The organism is Mycobacterium sp. TY814, from assembly GCF_030755175.1.
Taxonomy (GTDB): domain Bacteria; phylum Actinomycetota; class Actinomycetes; order Mycobacteriales; family Mycobacteriaceae; genus Mycobacterium.
The window spans coordinates 2,324,034-2,343,701 of record NZ_JAUFRY010000001.1 but is presented as its reverse complement, the minus strand read 5'-3'; the positions used below and the strand labels follow the sequence as shown (position 1 = coordinate 2,343,701).

Below are 19,668 nucleotides of genomic sequence, written 5' to 3'. Positions count from 1 at the left end.
CGGAGCCGGCGGTAGCGGGCGAGCGAACGGCGCAATCGATTCGCGCCGGTGAGTTACGGGCTCTCGCCGAAGATTCCGGCGAGTTCTTTGCCCACATTGCCGACCCCGGAGACGAAGGCCTGCGTCAGGGTGTCGAGCACGCTGGTGTTGTAGAAGCCGGACAAGAAGTTGCCCAGGTTCGCCCACCCGGATTCCAGGGTGCCGAAGTTCTGGAAGCCCGATAGGTCGACGCCGCCGGCGTTGAGCGCGCCGGACACCTGTTTGACCGCGTTCCCGATACCGGACACGGCGCCGTCGGACACGTTGAAGAAGCCCGAGGCGCCGCCACCGCCGGAGTTGAAGAACCCCGATGACGGCACCGGACCTGAGTTGAAGAATCCCGGAGCCTGCTGGTAGCCGAAGCCGAAGGTGAACGGTCCCAGACCGCCGTTGCCGGCCATGCTGAGGGGGTTGGAGAAGTTGAAGACCAGCGGTGTTTCGGGGTTCAGCACGCTGGGGTCGATGGTCCATCCGCCCAGTTGCTGAGTGGTGATCGGGATCGCCGGGAGCGTGCCGCTCAGCACACAGCCGACGAACGGGATGTAGATGATGCAGATCGTGACTTCCAGGCTGATCGGGATGTCGAACTTCGCGATCGTGAACAAGTCCTGGGTGACGGCGTTGATGGTTCCGCTGATCGGGATCTCGATGTCGCCCGCAATGCTGTAGTCGTAGGGAATCTGCGGGATCGTGGTTTCGTAGTGAAACCCGCCCAGGCCCTGGTAGTCGCCCCGCCAGAAGAACCCGTTGTTGTAGTTGCCGCCGTTGAACCCGCCGGTGTTGAAGTCGCCGTAGTTCCCGATGCCGGTGTTGGAGTCGCCGTTGTTGATCCAGCCGGTGTTGTAGTTGCCCGGGTTGAAGCCGCCGGTGTTGTAGTTGCCCGGGTTGAAGCTGCCGGTGTTGACGTTGCCGGAGTTGGCGATGCCGGTGTTGAAATTGCCCGAGTTGCCGAAGCCGGTGTTGACCAGGCCGGTGTTGAAGAAGCCGCTGTTGACCTGACCGGTGTTACCGATCCCGGTGTTGAAGTGGCCGGAGTTCCCGATGCCCCAGTTGCCCTCACCGGAGTTGAAGAACCCGACGTTGTTGGTGCCGGAGTTGAACAGGCCGACATTGCCGCTGCCCGAGTTCCAGCCGCCGAAGCCGACCTGGCCGTTGCCCGCCAAGCCGATGCCGATGTTGCCGTCACCGGTGTTGCCGAAGCCGATGTTGTTGGTGCCGGTGTTGCCGAAGCCGATGTTGAGGGTCCCGGTGTTGCCGAAGCCGAGGTTCTGGACGGCGGGCAGCGATCCCAGACCGGAGTTGCCGAAGCCGACGTTGCCGAAGCCGATGTTGGCAGGTCCGAAGTTCTGGTCGCCGATGTTGCCCCAGCCGATGTTGAGGTTGCCGATGTTGGCGCCGCCGAGGTTGAAGGTGCCGATGTTGGCGTTGCCCAGGTTGTAGGCGCCCAGGTTGGCGTTGCCCAGGTTGTAGAAGCCGTTGTTGGCCACGCCGAGGCTGAAGGTCGTCTGGTTGACGCCGTCCCGGAAGAAGCCGGCCAGGTCGACGCCGAAGTTCTGGGCGCCGGAGATGTTCGCCGGGATGCCGCCGCCGGTGTTGAGCCAGCCCGAGAGGGTGTTGCCGAGGTTGGAGAAGCCGGACTGCATGGATCCGAAGTTCTGCAGCCCGGAGTTTCCGATCACCCCGGTGGCGACGTTGTAGATGCCGGAGTTGTTGCCGAAGTTCAACAGGCCCGAGGCATTGCCGGTACCCCAGTTCAGGAAGCCCGACGAGAAACCAGTGGTGGCGTTGAGGAAGCCCGGCGTCGGCTTCATGTCGATAAGCGGCAGGTAGGCGGGTCCGCCGCCGCCCAGCCCGAGCAGGTGGATGATCGTCGGGTTGTTGGGGTCCGGGCTGCCGATGTCGATGTTGATCGCGGGCTGAGTGCCGAAGTTGATGGTGATGGGTGTGTTCGATGCCGCGTTGATGTCGCCGCCGTGGATGGTGATCGGCCCGAACGGCGCGATGACGGTGCCCTTGAAAATGCCGAGGTCGAGGCTGCCCCGGGCGTCGAACCGCGGAATGGTGATTGCGGGGACGTTGACGTTGGTGATGGTGCCTGTGATCGGGATGTGCAGTGGCGCGTCGACGGTGAGCACGGCGTTGACGCGCTCGACGACGATGGTGTAGTTGGCGGACATCAGGCCCTGCATGTCGTCGCGCCAGAAGAAGCCGTTGTTGGCGGTGCCGGTCATGAAGCCGCCGGTGCCGAACTTCCCGGAGCTGGCCAGGCCGGTGTTGTAGTCGCCGGGGTTGGCGTAGCCGGTGTTGAAATGGCCGGTGTTGGACATGCCGGTGTTGAAGTTGCCGATGTTGAACAGGCCGGTGTTGTAGTTGCCGGGGTTGGCCAGGCCGGTGTTGAAGTTGCCGGTGTTGAACAGCCCGGTGTTGAAGGTGCCGGAGTTGCCGATGCCGGTGTTGTTGGTGCCGGTGTTGCCGATGCCCCAGTTGCCGGTGCCGGAGTTGCCGAAGCCGACATTGCCGGTGCCGGAGTTGAACAGCCCGATGTTGAAGCTGCCGGAGTTGGTGCCGCCGATGCCGACCTGGTTGTTCCCGGACAGCCCGATGCCGACCCCGCCGATGCCCATGTTGCCGATGCCGGTGTTGCCGGTGCCGGAGTTGAAGTAGCCGGTGTTGCCCGAGCCGGAGTTGAACATGCCGGTGTTGCCGTGGCCGGAGTTGAAGAACCCGGTGTTGCCTGCCCCCGACATCAGTGAGCCGAATCCGCTCTGGCCGTTGCCGGTGAGCCCGATGCCGATGTTGTTGTCGCCGGTGTTGAACAACCCGATGTTGTTGTTGCCGGTGTTGGCCCAGCCCTGGTTGAAGTTGCCGGCGTTGGCCAGTCCGGAGTTGCCGATGCCCACGTTGAACAGGCCGCTGTTGTCCGCCCCGAAGTTCAGCGGGCCGAACCCGATCTGGTTGTTGCCGGACAACCCGATGCCGATGTTGTTGTTGCCGGTGTTGCCGAACCCGAAGTTGCCGTCGCCAGTGTTGCCGATGCCGAAGTTGCCGTTGCCGGTGTTACCGAAGCCGATGTTGTTCAGGGCCTCGGTCAGGGCGGGCCCGGCGTTGCCGAAGCCGAGGTTTCCGGCGCCGATGTTGCCGAACCCGAAGTTGGCGTCGCCCAGGTTGCCGAACCCGAAGTTGTGGCTGCCCAGGTTGCCGCTGCCCAGGTTGAAGTCCCCGATGTTGCCGCTGCCGAGGTTGAGCTTGCCCAGATCGGCCAGGCCGACGTTGAAGATGGTGTCGGTGGGGCTGCGGAACAAACCCGCCACGTCGGTGCCGATGTTGTAGAGACCCGAGAGGTTGGCCGGCGTCGCCATCCCGGCCGTGCTGGTGTTGTAGATCCCGGACACGGTGTGGCCCAGGTTGGCAAAACCCGAGGACATGTTTCCGAAGTTCTGGATGCCCGAGACCATGGTGCTGGTGCCGTTCCACCAGCCCGACACGCTGGCGCCCAGGTTGCCGAAGCCCGACACCGTGCCGGCCCCGCTGTTGAAGAAGCCTGACGAGGGGGTGGCGGTGGTGTTGCCGAAGCCGGGGGTCGCGGGGATGTCGAGGAAAACGATGCGGATGGGTCCCAGGTGGCTGCGGATCTGGATCGGTATGACGGTGGAACCGTCGGGCTTGCCGATATCGACGTTGATCTTCGGCAGGGTGCCGCCGACACTCGGGATCTGGATGGGCCCGATGTTGAAGTTGGTGATGCCGATCGCGTTGATGGTGAGTCGCGGGAACGTGAACCCGTTGAGCAGCAGCGCGCCCAGGTCGACCTTGATCGGCAGGTAGATCGGGATGTTGATGTCGAGGTTGAGTACCGGGAACTCGGGGATGCTGAACTCCTGGTGCGTGCCCCACAGGCCCTGGTAGTCGGCCCGCCACAGGATGCCGTTGCTGTAGTTGCCGCCGTTGAGCAGACCCGTGTTGACGTTGCCAGAGTTGCCGAAGCCGGTGTTGAAGTCGCCGGTGTTGAAACTGCCCGTGTTGAAGTTGCCCTGGTTGAAGTCGCCGGTGTTGACGTTGCCGGTGTTGAACGAGCCGGTGTTGTAGTCACCCGGGTTGGCGATGCCGGTGTTGGTGGTGCCCGTATTGAACAGGCCGGTGTTGAAGGTGCCCGCGTTGGCGATACCGGTATTGCCGGTGCCGGGGTTCCACAGGCCGTAGTTGCCGATACCCGCGTTGCCCAGGCCGATGTTGGCGGTGCCGGAGTTGCCGATACCGACGTTGCCGGTCCCGGAGTTGAAGAACCCGACGTTGTTGCTGCCCGAGTTGAACAGTCCGATGTTGCCGCTGCCGGAGTTCCAGCCGCCGAATCCCTGCTGGCCGTTGCCGGACAAGCCGATACCGATGTTGTTGTTGCCGGTGTTGCCGAAGCCGATGTTGAAATTGCCGTTGTTGCCGAAGCCCTGGTTGCCGATCCCCAGGTTGCCCAGGCCGATGTTGAGGTTGCCGAGGTTGCCCGAGCCGGTGTTGCCGTTGCCCAGGTTTCCGTTGAAGACGTTCCCGTCACCGACGTTGCCCAGACCGAAGTTGCCGTTGCCGACGTTGCCGAAGCCGACGTTGCCGTTGCCGAGGTTGCCGGCGCCGATGTTCTGCAGGCCGAGATTCGCGAAGCCGATGTTGGTGACCGGGTTGTTGTTGAACAACCCGGCGATGTCGTGGCCGATGTTCTCGATGCCCGAAATGTTGGCCGGGTTGGTCAGGCCGGTGTTGAAGGCACCTGAGACGGTGTGGCCGAAGTTGGAGACGCCGGACAGGAAGTCGCCGAAGTTCTTGTAGCCCGAGATGCCGGAGGTCCCGGCGGTTGTGTTGAAGAAGCCCGACACGTTGCCACCGAAGTTGCCGAACCCGGAGGAGACGCCGTTGCCGGTGTTGAAGAAGCCCGACGACGGAGACGTCGTCAGGTTCATGACACCCGGCCGCAGCGGGATGTCGATCCACGGAATCTTGATGGGAAGCAGGCCGCCGTTGCCCTGGACATCGATGATGGGGCCGGCGGAGGTGCCGATGTTGACGGTGATCGCAGGCAGGCCGATGCGGATGTTCGGGATGGGGATCGGGTTGACGTGGACGGCGTTGACGCTGATGAACTCGAAGAATGTGGTGGTGACGTCAACCGCCGGGATGGTGAAGCCCTGGACGGTGAGGATGCCGAGGGTGCCGGTGATCGGGATGTCGACATTGACCGGCACCCGGAAGTTCAGCGGGATCGCGGTGTCCGGGATGCTGGTGCTGCTGCTGTAGCCCCACAGGCCCTGGTAGTCGCCCCGCCAGAACATGCCGTTGTTGAAGCTGCCCACGTTGAAGGCGCCGGTGTTGACGCCGCCCGCATTGCCCAGGCCGGTGTTGTAGTCGCCGGCGTTCGCCCAGCCCGTGTTGTAGTTGGCGGTGTTGAAGCTGAAGGTGTTGAAGTTGCCGGCGTTGAAGTTGCCGGAGTTGCCGATGCCGGTGTTGCCGATGCCGGTGTTGAGCAGGCCGGTGTTGAAGAAGCCGGTGTTGAGTTCGCCGGGGTTGAACAAACCGGTGTTCAGGTGGCCGCTGTTGCCGATGCCCCAGTTTCCGGTGCCGGTGTTGCCGATGCCGTTGTTGTCACTGCCGGAGTTGAAGAACCCGGTGTTGTTGGTTCCGGAGTTGAACAGGCCGGTGTTGCCGGTGCCGGAGTTCCAGCCCCCGAAGCCCTGCTGGCCGTTGCCGGTGAACCCGATTCCCACGTTGCCGTCGCCGGTGTTGGCCAGGCCGGTGTTGGTGTTGCCGGCATTGCCGAAGCCCTGGTTGACGCTGCCGGCGTTGGCGAATCCGGCATTGGAGTTGCCCAGGTTGCTCCAGCCGCTGTTCAGGTTGCCGAAGTTGGCCAGACCGACGTTGCCGTCGCCGAGGTTGCCGAATCCGAGGTTGGCCAGGCCGCGGTTGCCGAAGCCGATGTTGTTGTCGCCGACGTTGCCGAAGCCGATGTTGTTGTCGCCGACGTTGCCGAAGCCGATGTTGTTGTGCCCGACATTGGCCAGACCCAGGTTGAAGATCGACTCTCCGGGCGGCGGTATCTGGGTGAAGAATGCGCCGGCGAAGTTGGCGCCCACGTTGTAGATGCCGGAGAGGTTGGCCGGCGCCACCGTGCCTGTGTTGACGATCCCCGATATGGTGTCGCCCAGGTTCGACATGCCGGACAACAGCGTGCCGTAGTTCTTGAAGCCCGAGACCGCGACACTGCCGAAGTTCTGGAAGCCGGAAATGTTGGCGCCGATGTTGCCGACACCGGAAACGGTGCCGCCGACGGCCGTGTTGAGAAAACCCGAGGCGTTGTCGGTGGTGTTGAAGAAGCCGGTATGCACCGGCAGATTGATGAGCGTCCAGTCGACGGGGCCGATGCTGGCCGTGGCGGGGATGGTGACTTTCGTCGTTCCGTCGAGTTTGCCGATCTGGAAGTTGACCGCGGGCCCGGTGATGATGACCTGCGGGATCTGCACCGCGTTGATCTTGCCCGTGGCGATCGGTAGTGGGCCGATGCTCACTGATGCGCCGAAGTTGACATCCTCCAGCCGGATGCCGCTGAAGACGGTGTTGGTGAAGCCCGCCGTGATCGGGATGTTGATCGGCGCCTCAATGTCGACGTGCGCGGGGATCTGCGGGACATGAATGGCGTAGTGAGCGCCCCACAGCCCTAACCGGTCGCCACGCCAGAGGAAGCCGTTGCTCTGGTCGCCGGTGGCGAAACCTCCGGTGTTGATGTCGCCGGAATTGCCCAGACCGGTGTTGTAGTTGCCGCTGTTGTACAGGCCCGTGTTGAAGTCACCGCGGTTGCCGATTCCGGTGTTGGTGTCTCCGAAGTTGAACAGCCCGGTGTTGTGGTTCCCGATATTGGCGATGCCGGTGTTGACCACGCCGGTGTTGAACAGCCCGGTGTTGATGCTGCCGGCATTTCCGATACCGGTGTTGAAGTTGCCGCTGTTGCCGATGCCCCAGTTGCCGTTGCCGGTGTTGCCGATGCCGACGTTGTTGGTGCCGGAGTTGCCGAAGCCGCTGTTGCCGACCCCGGAGTTGAGGCCTCCGAAGCCCTGTTGGTTGTCGCCGGTGAGGCCGATGCCGATGTTGTTGTTGCCGGTGTTGCCGAAGCCGATGTTGAAGTCGCCGGTGTTGCCGAAGCCGAAGTTGCGGCTGCCGAGGTTGCCGAAGCCGAAGTTGTAGTTGCCGTCGGTCAGCCCGGCACCGGCGTTGCCGAATCCGAAGTTACCGTCGCCGATGTTGCCACTGCCGAAGTTCAGGCCGCCGATGTTGCCGAAGCCGAAGTTCGAGTTGCCCCAGTTGCCGCTGCCGATGTTGAGGCTGCCGACGTTGCCGCCGCCGAAGTTGTTGGCGCCGAAGTTGTTCAGGCCGACGTTGAAGGCCGGCCCAGTCGGGGTGTTGAAGAGTCCGCTCATGTCGAGGCCGGAGTTGAACAGGCCGGAAACGTTCCCGGGATTGACCAGGCCGGCCAGGCTGGTGTTGTAGAAGCCGGACACACTGTTGCCCAGGTTCGCCCAGCCCGACACCAGCGACCCGTAGTTCTGGAAGCCCGACACGCCCAGTGCCGCGACGCCGCTGTTCCAGATGCCCGACATGCTGCCGCCGATGTTCCCGATACCTGAGGAGCCGCCGGCGCCGGAGTGGAAGAAACCCGACGACGGGTTGGCGGTCGTGTTGCCGATGCCGGAGGCCGCCGGGATGTCGAGGAAGGTGATCGTGCGACTTTCCAGGGCGCCTTTGATCGTGATGGGGATGCTTGTCGTCGGTCCACCGATGGAAAGGGTGACCAGGGGAGCCGTGATCGACGAGCCGCCGAGGTTGACCGGTCCGAAGTAGAAGAGCCCTTGCGGCGCGACGAACGGCACCGGCAGGTAGAACGTCTGGGGGAAAACGGTTCCGGCCACGGTTACCGGAATCACCATGCCGCCGAGGGTCATCGGCATATTCACCGGAATGACCATCGACATGTCGACCGGGATGTAGGGCGTGGTGTAGGAGAGGTTCACCGCGATCTGGCCGGCGTTGTTGCCGCTCTGGGAGAAGCCGTTGTTGAAATTGCCGCTGTTGAGCAGGCCGGTGTTGACATCGCCGATGTTGAAGAAGCCGGTGTTGATGTTGCCCGGGTTGACGCTGCCGGTGTTGGTGTTGCCGACGTTGAAGTCGCCGGTGTTGGTGTGGCCGATGTTGAAGGAGCCGGTGTTGTAACTCCCGGGGTTGAACAGACCGGAGTTGACGTTGCCGGCATTTCCCCAGCCGGTGTTGTACAGGCCGGTGTTGCCGATGCCGGTGTTGCCGGTACCGGGGTTCTCGGCGCCCCAGTTGCCGACGCCGGCGTTGAAGAATCCGGCGTTCGCGGTGCCCGAGTTCCCGATGCCGACGTTGCCGGATCCCGAGTTGAACAGGCCGACGTTGTTGCTGCCGGAATTGAACAGGCCCAGGTTGCCCACGCCGGAGTTCAGGGCGCCGATGCCGTACTGGTTGTCGCCGCTGAGACCGATCCCGAAGCTGTTGTTGCCGGTATTGCCGAATCCGACATTATTGCTGCCGGTGTTGGCGAAGCCCTGGTTGGAATTACCGGCGTTGCCGAAGCCGACATTGAAGCTGCCGAGGTTACTCAGCCCGTAATTGAAATTGCCGAAGTTGCCGGAGCCGATATTGGAGAGACCGATATTGTAATTGCCGAAGTTCTGGTTGCCGACGTTACCGCCACCCCAGTTGAAGCTGCCGAGGTTGCCAAAGCCGCGGTTTTCGCTGCCGAGGTTGGCGAAACCGATGTTGGAGTCGCCGAGGTTTCCGTTGCCGTAGTTGCTGTTTCCGACGTTGCCGAAACCCCAGTTGCTGCGCCCGACGTTGGCAAAGCCGTAGTTGGTGCCCGCGGACGGCCCGCCGAAGAAGCCGGAAATATTGTTGCCGTTGTTGAAGCCGCCCGAGATGAATGCCGGCGTCGCGAAGTCCAGAAAGCTCGAGTTGTTCAGGCCGGATACGGTGTTGCCCTTGTTGAGAATGCCCGAGATGAAGGTGCCGGTGTTGGCGATACCGGATGCCCCGACAGCGCCTTCCGAGCTGTTGAAGATGCCGGAGTTGTTGGCACCGGAGTTGAAGATCCCGGATGCGGCGCCGTCGCCGCTGTTGAAGAAGCCGGACGACGGGGTGGTCGTGGAGTTGAAGAAACCCGGACCGTTGGTCAGGAAGTGGCCCTGATTATCACCACGCCACAGGAACCCGTTGTCGTAATTGCCGGTGTTGAAAGCGCCGGTGTTGACGTTGCCCGGGTTGAAGAAACCGGTGTTGTAATTGCCATCGTTGAAGAAGCCGGTGTTGTAGCGGCCCAGATTGAAGCCGCCGGTATTGCTGTTGCCCGGGTTGAAGAAGCCGGTGTTGTAGTTGCCGCTGTTGCTCCATCCGGTGTTGGCGATTCCGGTGTTGAAGATGCCGGTGTTGGCCTCTCCGGAGTTTCCGATTCCGGTGTTGAAGCTGGTACCGGAGTTGCCGATGCCGAAGTTTCCGTTGCCGGAGTTTCCGATGCCGAAGTTATTGGTGCCCGAGTTGAACAGACCGACATTGCCGGTGCCCGAGTTCAGGCCGCCATATCCCGATAACGCGTTCCCGAAGAGCCCGATGCCCTGGTTTCCGTTGCCGGTGTTGCCGAAGCCGATGTTGTTGTTGCCGGTGTTGCCGATGCCGATATTGCCGCTGCCGGTATTGCCGAAGCCGATGTTGTTGAATGCAGCGGTCAAACCCGGCCCGACATTGCCGAAGCCGAAGTTCCCGGTGCCGAGGTTCCCGCTGCCGATGTTGCTGTTGCCGATGTTCCCGGAACCGAAATTAAGGTCACCGATGTTGCCATTGCCGATATTGCCTTCACCGATATTGGCGAGGCCGACATTGCGGAAGGTTCGGCCGGCGGCCGCCGAGATCGCGTCCAGAAGCGGCACAGAGGCGGCCGGCGACGCACCGAGCAGGTCCTGCAAACCGGTCGGGAAGGGATTCAATCCGGCAGCTGCCGACGCGACACCGGTGTAGTAGTTGAACATCGCGGTCACGTCCTGAGCCCACATCTGCTCATAGACGGCCTCGGCCGCCGCGATTGCCGGTGCGTTCTGGCCCAGGATGTTGGACAGGACCAGCGAGACGAACTGGTTGCGGTTGGCCGAGATGATGAGCGGATTGACGGTCGCCGACACAGCCGCTTCGAATGCGGCTGCGGCAACCCGGGCCTGGGCCCCGGCCTGTTCGGCCTGGGTGGCGGCGCTGCTCAGCCAGCCAAGGTAGGGGGCCGCCGCGCTTGCCATGGCCATCGCTGATGCGCCCTGCCACGACGACCCCACCAGCCCCGACGTGAGCGAGGAAAAAGAGGACGCGGCCATGCCCAGTTCGGCGGCCAAGGCATCCCACGCCATCGCGGCACGCAGGATCGGATCCAGCCCGGCCCCGAAGAGCAGTCGTGCCGAATTGATCTCGGGGGGCAGTACCGCGAAACTCATCACCCGTCCCTATCCGACACAGGACCGCCACCGATGCGGCGAAGGCAGATGACTATTCAACAGCTGTCGGACAAGAATGTCCGATTGATTCTGAAAAAATTCGGAGAAGTTTCGCAGCGTCAGACGCGGATGGAAAATGCGGCACTTAACGCGTCGCGGGAGCCGGCTTTTCGATAGCCGCCCCGGCGTAATGCGTCCGTCGGGGCGGCCATCGGCTCGAAGCAGATCACGTCCTCACCCGGGGGCGCGAAGATCTGCGCCGCGGTGTAGCCCTGCTCGAAGCACACCTCCATGCGGCGAGCGCCGGCACTCACCGCGAAGACGGCGCCCTCGCCGACGCTGTCGTAGGCGTCGTCGAACGTGTCAGTGCCAAGTCGTTGCGAGCGGGCGGGTTGCGCGACGGCCTCGCCGGTCGGCAGTCCGCGGTCGTCCAGAGACAGGTGGCGCAGCGGCGGCGTCTCGATCACCCACTCGGAGCGGTCGGTGTTCGGCAGCTGGAGGTACGGGTGGTAGCCGAAGCACAATGGGACGGCGCGATCACCCGTCGGCGTCACGGTGGTGCGCAGGGTCAGAGTCCGCTGGGCGAGTCCCACCGTCACGGTGAGCACGTGGGGATAAGGGAAGCTGGCCAGCAGTCGCTCGTCGCCGCCGAAATCCAGCTCGGCGCTGAGTTCACTGGCCGACTCGGATGTCACGCGCCACCCCGGGTACGCGGCCAGCACGCCGTGGATGGGCAACCCCGCGGGGTCTGCTCGCACCCCGTGCTCACCGGGCCGCAGCCTCACCGTCACGCCCTCGGCCTCATATGTATTGGCGCTCAACCGGTTTGCCCAGGGATACAGCACCGGAATGCCCATCGTCTTGCCGTTCTCGAGATATGCCTCGAGCCCCCTCCGCTGGCCGAGCAACTCCACGCCCGCATCGGTCAGCGAGGTGCCGATCATTCCCGCACTGGGCACGAACCGGGCCTCGACCGATGACGACGGGTCGCGCAGCGTGACGACGTGCACCAGATCCTCCTGAGGAACTATCGCGACAGTGGGTCGTGCTGAATGTTGCGCGCCGGAGCACCTTTGGCGATGAGCGCGGCCTTGGTTGCGCGGACCATCCCGGGGCCGCCGCAGATCAGGATCTGCCGGTCGCCCCAGGCGCCGTACCTGGTGACCACCTCCGGCAGCCGGCCCGTCTGGCGTACGTGCAGCCCCCGGGGCGGCGACAGGTCGGGGTAGTCGGCCGCCCAAGCCGGGTCGTTGTTGTACTCCGATACCGGTGAGACGGACAGCCACGGGTTGTGCGCCGCCACCTGCCACAGCGTGCGCAGGTCGTAGAGCTCGCAGCGGTAGCGCGCACCGAAGAACAGATGCACCCTCGGGTTCACTCCGAAGCGGCTGAGGTCCATGATCAGCGTTCGCAACGGAGCCAGGCCGGTGCTGCCGGCGACCATCAGCACGTCCCCGCCGTCGCGGTCGACATGCAGGCCGCCGTGCGGGCCGGACAGCCGCCACCGGTCGCCGGGCCGGGTCTCGCCGACGATCGCGTTGCTCACCAGGCCGCCGGGCACGATGCGGACGTGGAACTCAATGCCACCGCCCGGGTCGGCGGGGATGGCGGGGGACAGATAGCGCCAGCGGCGCGGACATTGCGGAACCTGCACATTGACGTACTGCCCGGGGTGGTAGTGCAGCGGGCGGTCCATGTGTAGCCGGACGACGGCCAGGTCGCGGGATACCCGGTTGTGTTCGATGACGGTGCCGTCCAGCCAGGCGGGCGCGTCGTCGGAGTCGGCGGCACCGCTCATCACCCCGGCGAACAGGTTGAGGGACTGGTCAGCGGCCTCTTGGACCGCGCCGGTCCAGGCGCTGCCCAGGTGGCCGCGCAGGCTGGAGTACAACGCCCGGCGCAGCGTCTCGTAGTGGGCCGGCAGGACGCCGTACTTGCGGTGATCGCGGCCCAGCTGGGCCAGGAAGGCCACCGGCTCGTCGGCCCGCTGGGCAACGAGCTCGCCGTACAGCCAGTGCATCGCCTGGGCGAAAGCGGCACGCTGGCCGCTCATTTCGGGTGGGAACAGGTCGCGCACCGAGTTGTCCAGGGCAAACCACTGGGTGTAGAAGCGGTGCACCAGCCCGGTGTCGTCGGGGCTGAAGGCGTCGCGCAACACCTGTAACGCTTCCCGGTCCTCGAGCCCCACGGACGCCGATTCTAGGCGCGTGCCCGGCCCTCGCGCGGATCCGGGAAAAAAGTTAGAGTTGAGCGGAACAGACTCAACCTTGACGGCGTTGGAGTACGCGAGAAGATTTTTACCTACGCATAAGAACGGAGGGGTCGTGGACTCTTTTAACCCGACAACTAAGACACAGGCGGCCCTGACGTCGGCGCTGCAGGCTGCTTCGGCGGCCGGTAACCCCGAAATCAGGCCCGCGCATCTGCTGATGGCGCTGCTGACGCAGAACGACGGGATCGCCGCACCACTGCTGGAGGCTGTCGGTGTAGACCCCGCCACCATCCGCGCCGAGGCGCAGCGCCTGCTGGACAAGCTGCCTCAGATCAGCGGTTCCAGTTCGCAGCCGCAGCTGTCCCGTGAGTCGTTGGCGGCCATCACCGCCGCCCAGCAACTGGCTACCGAGATGGACGACGAATTCGTCTCCACCGAGCACCTGATGGTCGGGCTGGCCACCGGTGACTCCGAGGTCGCCAAGGTGCTGACCGGCCACGGCGCATCCCCGCAGGCCCTGCGGGAGGCGTTCGTCAAGGTGCGCGGCAGCGCGCGGGTGACCAGCGCCGACCCGGAAGCCACCTACCAGGCCCTGGAGAAGTACTCCACTGACCTGACCGCCCGCGCCCGCGAGGGCAAACTCGATCCGGTCATCGGACGTGACAACGAGATTCGCCGGGTGGTGCAGGTGCTGTCTCGCCGCACCAAGAACAACCCGGTGCTCATCGGTGAGCCCGGCGTCGGCAAGACCGCCATCGTGGAGGGCCTGGCGCAGCGCATCATCGCCGGTGACGTGCCGGAAAGCCTGCGCGACAAGACCGTCATCTCCCTGGACCTGGGCTCGATGGTGGCCGGCGCGAAGTACCGCGGTGAGTTCGAGGAACGGCTCAAGGCCGTGCTCGACGACATCAAGAACTCGGCCGGGCAGATCATCACATTCATCGACGAGTTGCACACCATCGTCGGCGCCGGCGCGACCGGCGAATCGGCGATGGACGCGGGCAACATGATCAAGCCGATGCTGGCCCGCGGCGAACTGCGCCTGGTGGGCGCGACCACGCTCGACGAGTACCGCAAGTACATCGAGAAGGACGCCGCTTTGGAGCGGCGCTTCCAGCAGGTGTTCGTCGGCGAGCCGTCGGTGGAGGACACCGTCGGCATCCTGCGGGGGCTCAAGGACCGCTACGAGGTGCATCACGGCGTGCGCATTACCGACTCCGCGCTGGTGGCCGCGGCCACGTTGAGTGACCGCTACATCACCGCCCGCTTCCTGCCGGACAAGGCCATCGACCTGGTCGACGAGTCGGCCAGCCGGCTGCGGATGGAAATCGACTCCCGGCCCGTCGAGATCGACGAGGTCGAGCGGCTGGTGCGCCGGCTGGAAATCGAAGAGATGGCGCTGGCCAAAGAAGAGGATGCCGCGTCCAAGGAGCGCTTGGAGAAGCTGCGCGCCGAGCTGGCCGACAAAAAGGAAGAGCTGGCCGAGCTGACGACGAGATGGCAGAACGAGAAAAACGCCATCGACATCGTCCGCGAGCTCAAGGAGCAGCTCGAAGTCCTGCGCGGGGAGTCCGAGCGCGCCGAGCGCGACGGCGACCTGGCCAAGGCCGCCGAGTTGCGGTACGGCCGCATTCCCGAGGTCGAGAAGAAACTCGACGCCGCTCTGCCGCATGCGGAGGCCCGCGAGGGCGTGATGCTCAAGGAGGAGGTCGGTCCCGACGACATCGCCGACGTGGTGTCGGCGTGGACGGGCATTCCCGCCGGCCGGCTGCTCGAAGGCGAGACCGCCAAGCTGCTGCGCATGGAGGACGAGCTGGGCAAGCGCGTCGTCGGCCAGAAGAAGGCCGTGCAGGCCGTGTCTGACGCGGTGCGCCGCAGCAGGGCCGGCGTCGCCGACCCGAACCGGCCCACCGGCTCGTTCATGTTCCTCGGCCCCACCGGTGTGGGTAAGACGGAGCTGGCAAAAGCGTTGGCGGACTTCCTGTTCGACGACGACCGCGCCATGGTCCGCATCGACATGAGCGAGTACGGCGAGAAGCACTCGGTGGCCCGGCTGGTCGGTGCGCCCCCCGGCTACATCGGTTACGACCAGGGTGGTCAGCTGACCGAGGCCGTGCGGCGTCGCCCGTACACGGTGATCCTGTTCGACGAGATCGAGAAGGCCCACCCGGACGTGTTCGACGTGCTGTTGCAGGTGCTCGACGAGGGCCGGCTGACCGACGGTCAGGGCCGCACGGTCGACTTCCGCAACACCATCCTGATCCTGACCTCCAACCTGGGATCCGGAGGCACCGAGGAGCAGGTGCTGGCCGCGGTGCGCTCGGCGTTCAAGCCGGAGTTCATCAACCGGCTCGACGACGTGATCATCTTCCACGGCCTCGAGCCCGGTGAGCTGGTCCAGATCGTCGACATCCAGCTCGCTCAGCTGGACAAGCGGCTGGCGCAGCGGCGCCTGCAGCTCGAGGTGTCGCTGCCGGCCAAGCAGTGGTTGGCGCAGCGGGGCTTCGACCCGGTGTACGGCGCCCGGCCGTTGCGCCGGTTGGTGCAGCAGGCGATCGGCGACCAGCTGGCCAAGCTGCTGCTGGCCGGCGAGGTGCACGACGGCGACGTGGTGCCCGTCAACGTCAGCCCGGACGGCGACTCGCTGATCCTGGGCTGAGACCGCTAATCAGTCTGTCGGGGCCGGTTGCCCAGCTCGAATTCTCGGGTCTGGGCGCCGGCCTCGATGACTGTCTGCAGCAGTTTGCGCGCCGCCGGCTCGGCCAGGGTTTGGCGGAACAGCTGGTCCTCGACCCGCAGGCCGGTGTCGAAATCACCGGCCGCCGCACCCGCTGCATCAATGGCGCGCTTGGCGGCCGCGACCGCCGTCGCCGGAGCCGACGCGATGCGCCGGGCCAATCTGTCCACGAACCGCCTCAGCTGATCGGGCGGTAACGCGCGGTCGACATACCCCCAGGCTTCCGCGGTCGCGGCGTCGACGTCCATGCCGCCGAGAATCACTTCCAGCGCCCGTCCGCGGCCGATCAGCCGGGGCAGGCGTTGGGTGCCGCCGCCGCCGGGAATGATCCCGAGCGCGACTTCCGGCTGGCCGAAGACCGCTCTGCCGAGCGCGGCATAGCGCATGTCGAACGCCGCCGCCCATTCGCTGCCGCCACCGCGGCAGATGCCCTCGATGACGGCGATGGTGGCCTTCGGCACGGTCCGGAAGCTCTCCATCGCGGCGTGGAACGGGCTGAGCTCGTCGTGCAGCCCGGTGTCCTCGACCGGCAGGTCAAGGATCATGCCGACGTCTGCGTGCGCGATGAAGAACTCGGGATCGGCCGAGTCGACCACCAGCACCCGCACCTCGTCGTCGGCCGCCACCTCCCGGGTGAGCCGGACGATCTCCTGCATCAACGGGATGTCCAGCAGGTTGATCGGCGGGTTGTCGACGGTGGCCCGGCAGATCCCGTCTGCGCTGGCGACCCGGATGAGCCGGTAACCCGGATAAGTCATGCTCCCCCCTAAGCCTTTTACGCCTCCGTGATTTTCACAAACCCCTGTTGCACCAGCTGGGTGAGCCGCGCCATCGCGTTGCGGTTGACCTTGATGCCGGGAATCAGATCGGCGTTGCCCCAGCCCATGGCCCGGGCGGTGGCGCCGCACAGTTCGACCTGCGCGCCCTTGGCGATCAGCCCTTCGATGACCGCCTTGTACGGATTGCCGGTCGCGACGTGCCGATTCGTGTTGTAGGTCTGGTCGTCCAGGGTGACGTGGCCCGCGTTCGTGTGGAACACCACGACCACGTCTGGTTTCACTTTCCATGCCGCGGCATCGGCGATGACGATGCCGGCGTGGAACAGCACGGCCGGCATATCGCCCTCGAACGTCAGCGAGGCCACGCTGAACACCACCTTCACCTCGTCGAGTTCGACCGGGACGTCGATGTGCAGTTCCTTCGCCGCCATCAGCTACTCCTCTTGTCAGGGCTGACCGCCACCTTTGCCGCCGGATCCACCGGTGCCGCCGACGCCGCCATTCTTCCCGATTGGATCTTTGCCTTCGGTCGGGATGCCGCCGCCCTGGCCAGGCAGGCCTTTCCCCGGACCGCCGGCACCGCCGAAGCCTCCGTCACCTCCAGCGCCGCCGTTACCTAACTCTGAGATGCCGCCGGTACCGCCCGTGCCCCCCTTCCCGCCGTTGCCGCCGGGATTGGTGGCGGTGCCAGTGCCGCCCTGGCCTCCAATGCCGCCTTGCCCACCGACCCCGCCGGTGCTGGCACCCTTGCCAAGCCCTCCTGTGCCGCCGGAGCCGGCAGCGCCGCCCGGGGCCTGCGGGTTTCTCGCGTCTCCGCCGTTGCCGCCCGCCCCGCCATTGCCACCGCCCTCGCCCGCACCCCCGATGCCTCCGTTGCCCCCGGTACCGCCGGCCGCGGAGCTGAACGCATCCCCGCCGTCCCCGCCGACCCCGCCCGTACCGCCCATCCCGTTGGTTGCGGCCCCGCCGTTTCCGCCCGCGCCGCCGCTACCGGCCCTGTTGCTCTGGGTGCCACTCCAGCCGCCGGCGCCGCCGTTGCCGCCGTCACCACCATCACCACCATTGCCGGTGCCGCCGTTCCCGCCCTGGCCCCCGGTTCCGCCACTTGCCACCCCGGAGTTGCCGCCGGTGCCACCGTCTCCGCCTCTGCCGCCCGGGCCGGCGGTGCCGTTTCCGCCGTTGCCACCGTTGCCGCCGTCCCCACCGAGGACGGGCGAGAATGCGGTCCCGGCCGCGGAGCCACCGGTGCCGCCATTGCCGCCGGCAATACCGTTGCCGCCCTTGCCGCCGGCGCCACCGTCACCTCCACTTCCTCCGGCGCCGAATCCGCCTCCCTGTCCGCCGGCTCCACCGGCACCCCCGGCCGCGGAGCTACCACCGTCACCGCCGTCGCCACCGCTGCCGCCGTTGCCGCCCGTGCCGGAGTTGGCCTGATAGCCGCCGCCGTCACCGCCCTTGCCGCCTTGACCGGCGGTGACTGCGGTGCCGTTGAGGCCGTCAGTGGCCTTGCCGTTGGCGCCTGAGCCACCTGCCCCGCCGATGCCGCCCACCCCGGAGTTGCCGCCATTCCCGCCATTGCCGCCGGTGCCGCCAATCGGGTTAGTGGGAGGTCCGCTCGTGCCGGTTGAGCCGTTGCCGCCAGTGCCCGGCGTTCCTGCTTTGCCACCGTGCCCGCCGGCGCCGCCTACGCCGCTGGCGGCTTGGCCGGTCGAGCCGCTGCCACCAGAACCCCCATCGCCACCTTGACCGCCGTTGCCGCCGTTGCCGGCGTTGCCGCCGTCGGCACCGTTCAGGCCGGGGGCGGCGCCGTTGGCGCCGTTCAGACCGTCACCGCCGGCCCCTCCCGCGCCCGCGTGGCCGCCGGCTCCGCCGACCCCACCGCCGCCGCCCTGCGCGCCCCCATTGCCGCCCGCGCCGCCACTGCCCCCATTGCCGCCCTTGCCGCCGTCGGTGCCATTGCCGGTCGGCGCGGTGCCGCCGGCCGCCCCGTTCGCGCCGTTCCCGCCGATGCCGCCGACCCCGCCGTTGCCGTAGCGTCCGCCGTCGCCACCGCGACCGCCGGCCGCCCCGTTCGCCCCCGGCGTGGTGCCGTCCGCGCCGGTGCCCCCGGCCCCGCCGTCACCACCGCTGGTCGGCGTGAGTCCGGCACTTCCGTGCGCGCCGGCGACGAATCCGGCGCCACCGGCGCCGCCCTGCCCGCCTAGACCCGGGTCGCCGCCGTGGCCGCCGGAGCCGCCGACACCGCTGTTGACCGTCGCGATCCCGGTGGCACCGGTGCCACCGTTGCCCGCCGCACCACCGCTGCCCCCGTTTCCGCCCGCTCCGCCGAGACCCTGGCCGGCCACCTGCCCGAACGCGTTGGCGCCGCCCGCGCCGCCCGCGCCGCCGGTGCCACCGGTGCCCCCGGCGCCACCGCTGCCACCGTCGGACCCGTCGGCACCGCGGACCGGGCCCACGGCCCCGTCATGGCCGGACCCGCCCGATCCGCCCGTGCCACCGGCCCCGCCGGCGCCGCCGACCCCGCCGGTACCGAACAGGCCGGCACTTCCGCCGGTGCCACCGCTGCCGCCATTGCCGCCCGAGCCCCCGGCGCCGCCGTCGGGAACGAGGGCACTGCCGGCACCACCGGTGGACCCGGCCGCACCGGCGCCGCCGGCCCCGCCGACGCCTCCGGCGCCGAACAGCCGGGCCGCACCTCCGGCGCCACCGTCACCGCCGTTCCCGCCGGCCAGGACGGCCGCACCACCGGCACCGCCGCCACCGCCGTTTCCGTACAGCCAGCCACCGGAGCCTCCCGCGCCGCCGGTGCCCCCGGGGCCGCCCGTGCCGCCGGCGCCACCGTTGCCGATCAGCCCGGCGGCGCCGCCGGCTCCGCCGGTCAGCCCTGCGCCGCTCTGGGAGTAGCCGTTGCCCCCGTTGCCCCACAACAGACCCCCGGCCCCGCCGTTGGGGTTGGCGGCGGTGCCGTCCGCGCCGTCGCCGATCAGCGGCCGCCCGAGCAGCACCTGGGTGGGGGCGTTGATCACCTGTTCGATGAGCTGCAGCGGCGATGCGTTGGCCGCTTCGGCGCCGGCGTAGGCCAGTCCGGCGCCGCTGAGTGCCTGGACGAATTGCCGGTGAAACGTCGCCGCCTGGGTGCTCAGGAGTTGATACTGACGTCCGTAATTGCCGAACAGTGCCGCGATGGCCGCCGAGATCTCGTCACCGGCCGCGGCGGTCAGCCCGGTGGTCGGAGCCGCGGCCGCCGCGCCGGCTTCGGCCAGCGCCGCCTCGATCCGCCCGATATCCCCTGCTGCCCCCGTCAATACATCCGGCACCGCGATCAAAGACACGAGGATCCTCCTCATTGCACCAAGCCCGAACTGACGCGGAAGTGAGAAT

General features: G+C 66.6%; 7 protein-coding genes. 1 reads left to right on the top strand and 6 read right to left on the bottom strand.

The window, feature by feature from the left end; genetic code table 11:
- Positions 1–53 precede the first annotated feature (53 nt).
- From QXH22_RS10420 to QXH22_RS10410, 3 genes are all read right to left on the bottom strand, one after another.
- Positions 54–10,559, bottom strand: coding sequence for a PPE family protein (locus QXH22_RS10420; protein ID WP_306275511.1), 10,506 nt, complete (start codon positions 10,557–10,559; stop codon positions 54–56).
- A 119-nt stretch (positions 10,560–10,678) separates the two neighbouring features.
- The gene (locus QXH22_RS10415) at positions 10,679–11,569 is read right to left on the bottom strand and encodes an aldose 1-epimerase (RefSeq protein ID WP_306242837.1); all 891 of its coding nucleotides are present in this window, start codon (positions 11,567–11,569) and stop codon (positions 10,679–10,681) included.
- A 17-nt stretch (positions 11,570–11,586) separates the two neighbouring features.
- Positions 11,587–12,747: an FAD-binding oxidoreductase gene (locus QXH22_RS10410; RefSeq protein WP_306275510.1), complete on the bottom strand. Its 1,161-nt coding sequence runs from the start codon at positions 12,745–12,747 to the stop codon at positions 11,587–11,589.
- A gap of 136 nt (positions 12,748–12,883) precedes the next feature.
- Here QXH22_RS10410 and clpB point away from each other — a divergent pair, with 136 nt between their 5' ends.
- Positions 12,884–15,430 (top strand): ATP-dependent chaperone ClpB, encoded by a 2,547-nt coding sequence (gene clpB, locus QXH22_RS10405; protein WP_306242832.1) that lies wholly within the window; start codon positions 12,884–12,886, stop codon positions 15,428–15,430.
- Between the two features lie 5 nt (positions 15,431–15,435).
- On the opposite strand, the gene QXH22_RS10400 is transcribed toward clpB, so the two are convergent.
- Genes QXH22_RS10400 through QXH22_RS10390 form a run of 3 tightly spaced genes read right to left on the bottom strand, consistent with a single transcriptional unit; the run spans position 15,436 to position 19,634 of the window.
- The gene (locus tag QXH22_RS10400) at positions 15,436–16,266 is read right to left on the bottom strand and encodes an enoyl-CoA hydratase/isomerase family protein (RefSeq protein WP_306275509.1); all 831 of its coding nucleotides are present in this window, start codon (positions 16,264–16,266) and stop codon (positions 15,436–15,438) included.
- A 17-nt stretch (positions 16,267–16,283) separates the two neighbouring features.
- Positions 16,284–16,718, bottom strand: coding sequence for a DsrE family protein (locus QXH22_RS10395; protein WP_306242830.1), 435 nt, complete (start codon positions 16,716–16,718; stop codon positions 16,284–16,286).
- Between the two features lie 15 nt (positions 16,719–16,733).
- Positions 16,734–19,634 carry a PE family protein gene (locus QXH22_RS10390; protein ID WP_371934180.1) on the bottom strand — a complete coding sequence of 967 codons (2,901 nt, stop codon included), beginning with the start codon at positions 19,632–19,634 and terminating at the stop codon, positions 16,734–16,736.
- Positions 19,635–19,668 lie beyond the last annotated feature (34 nt).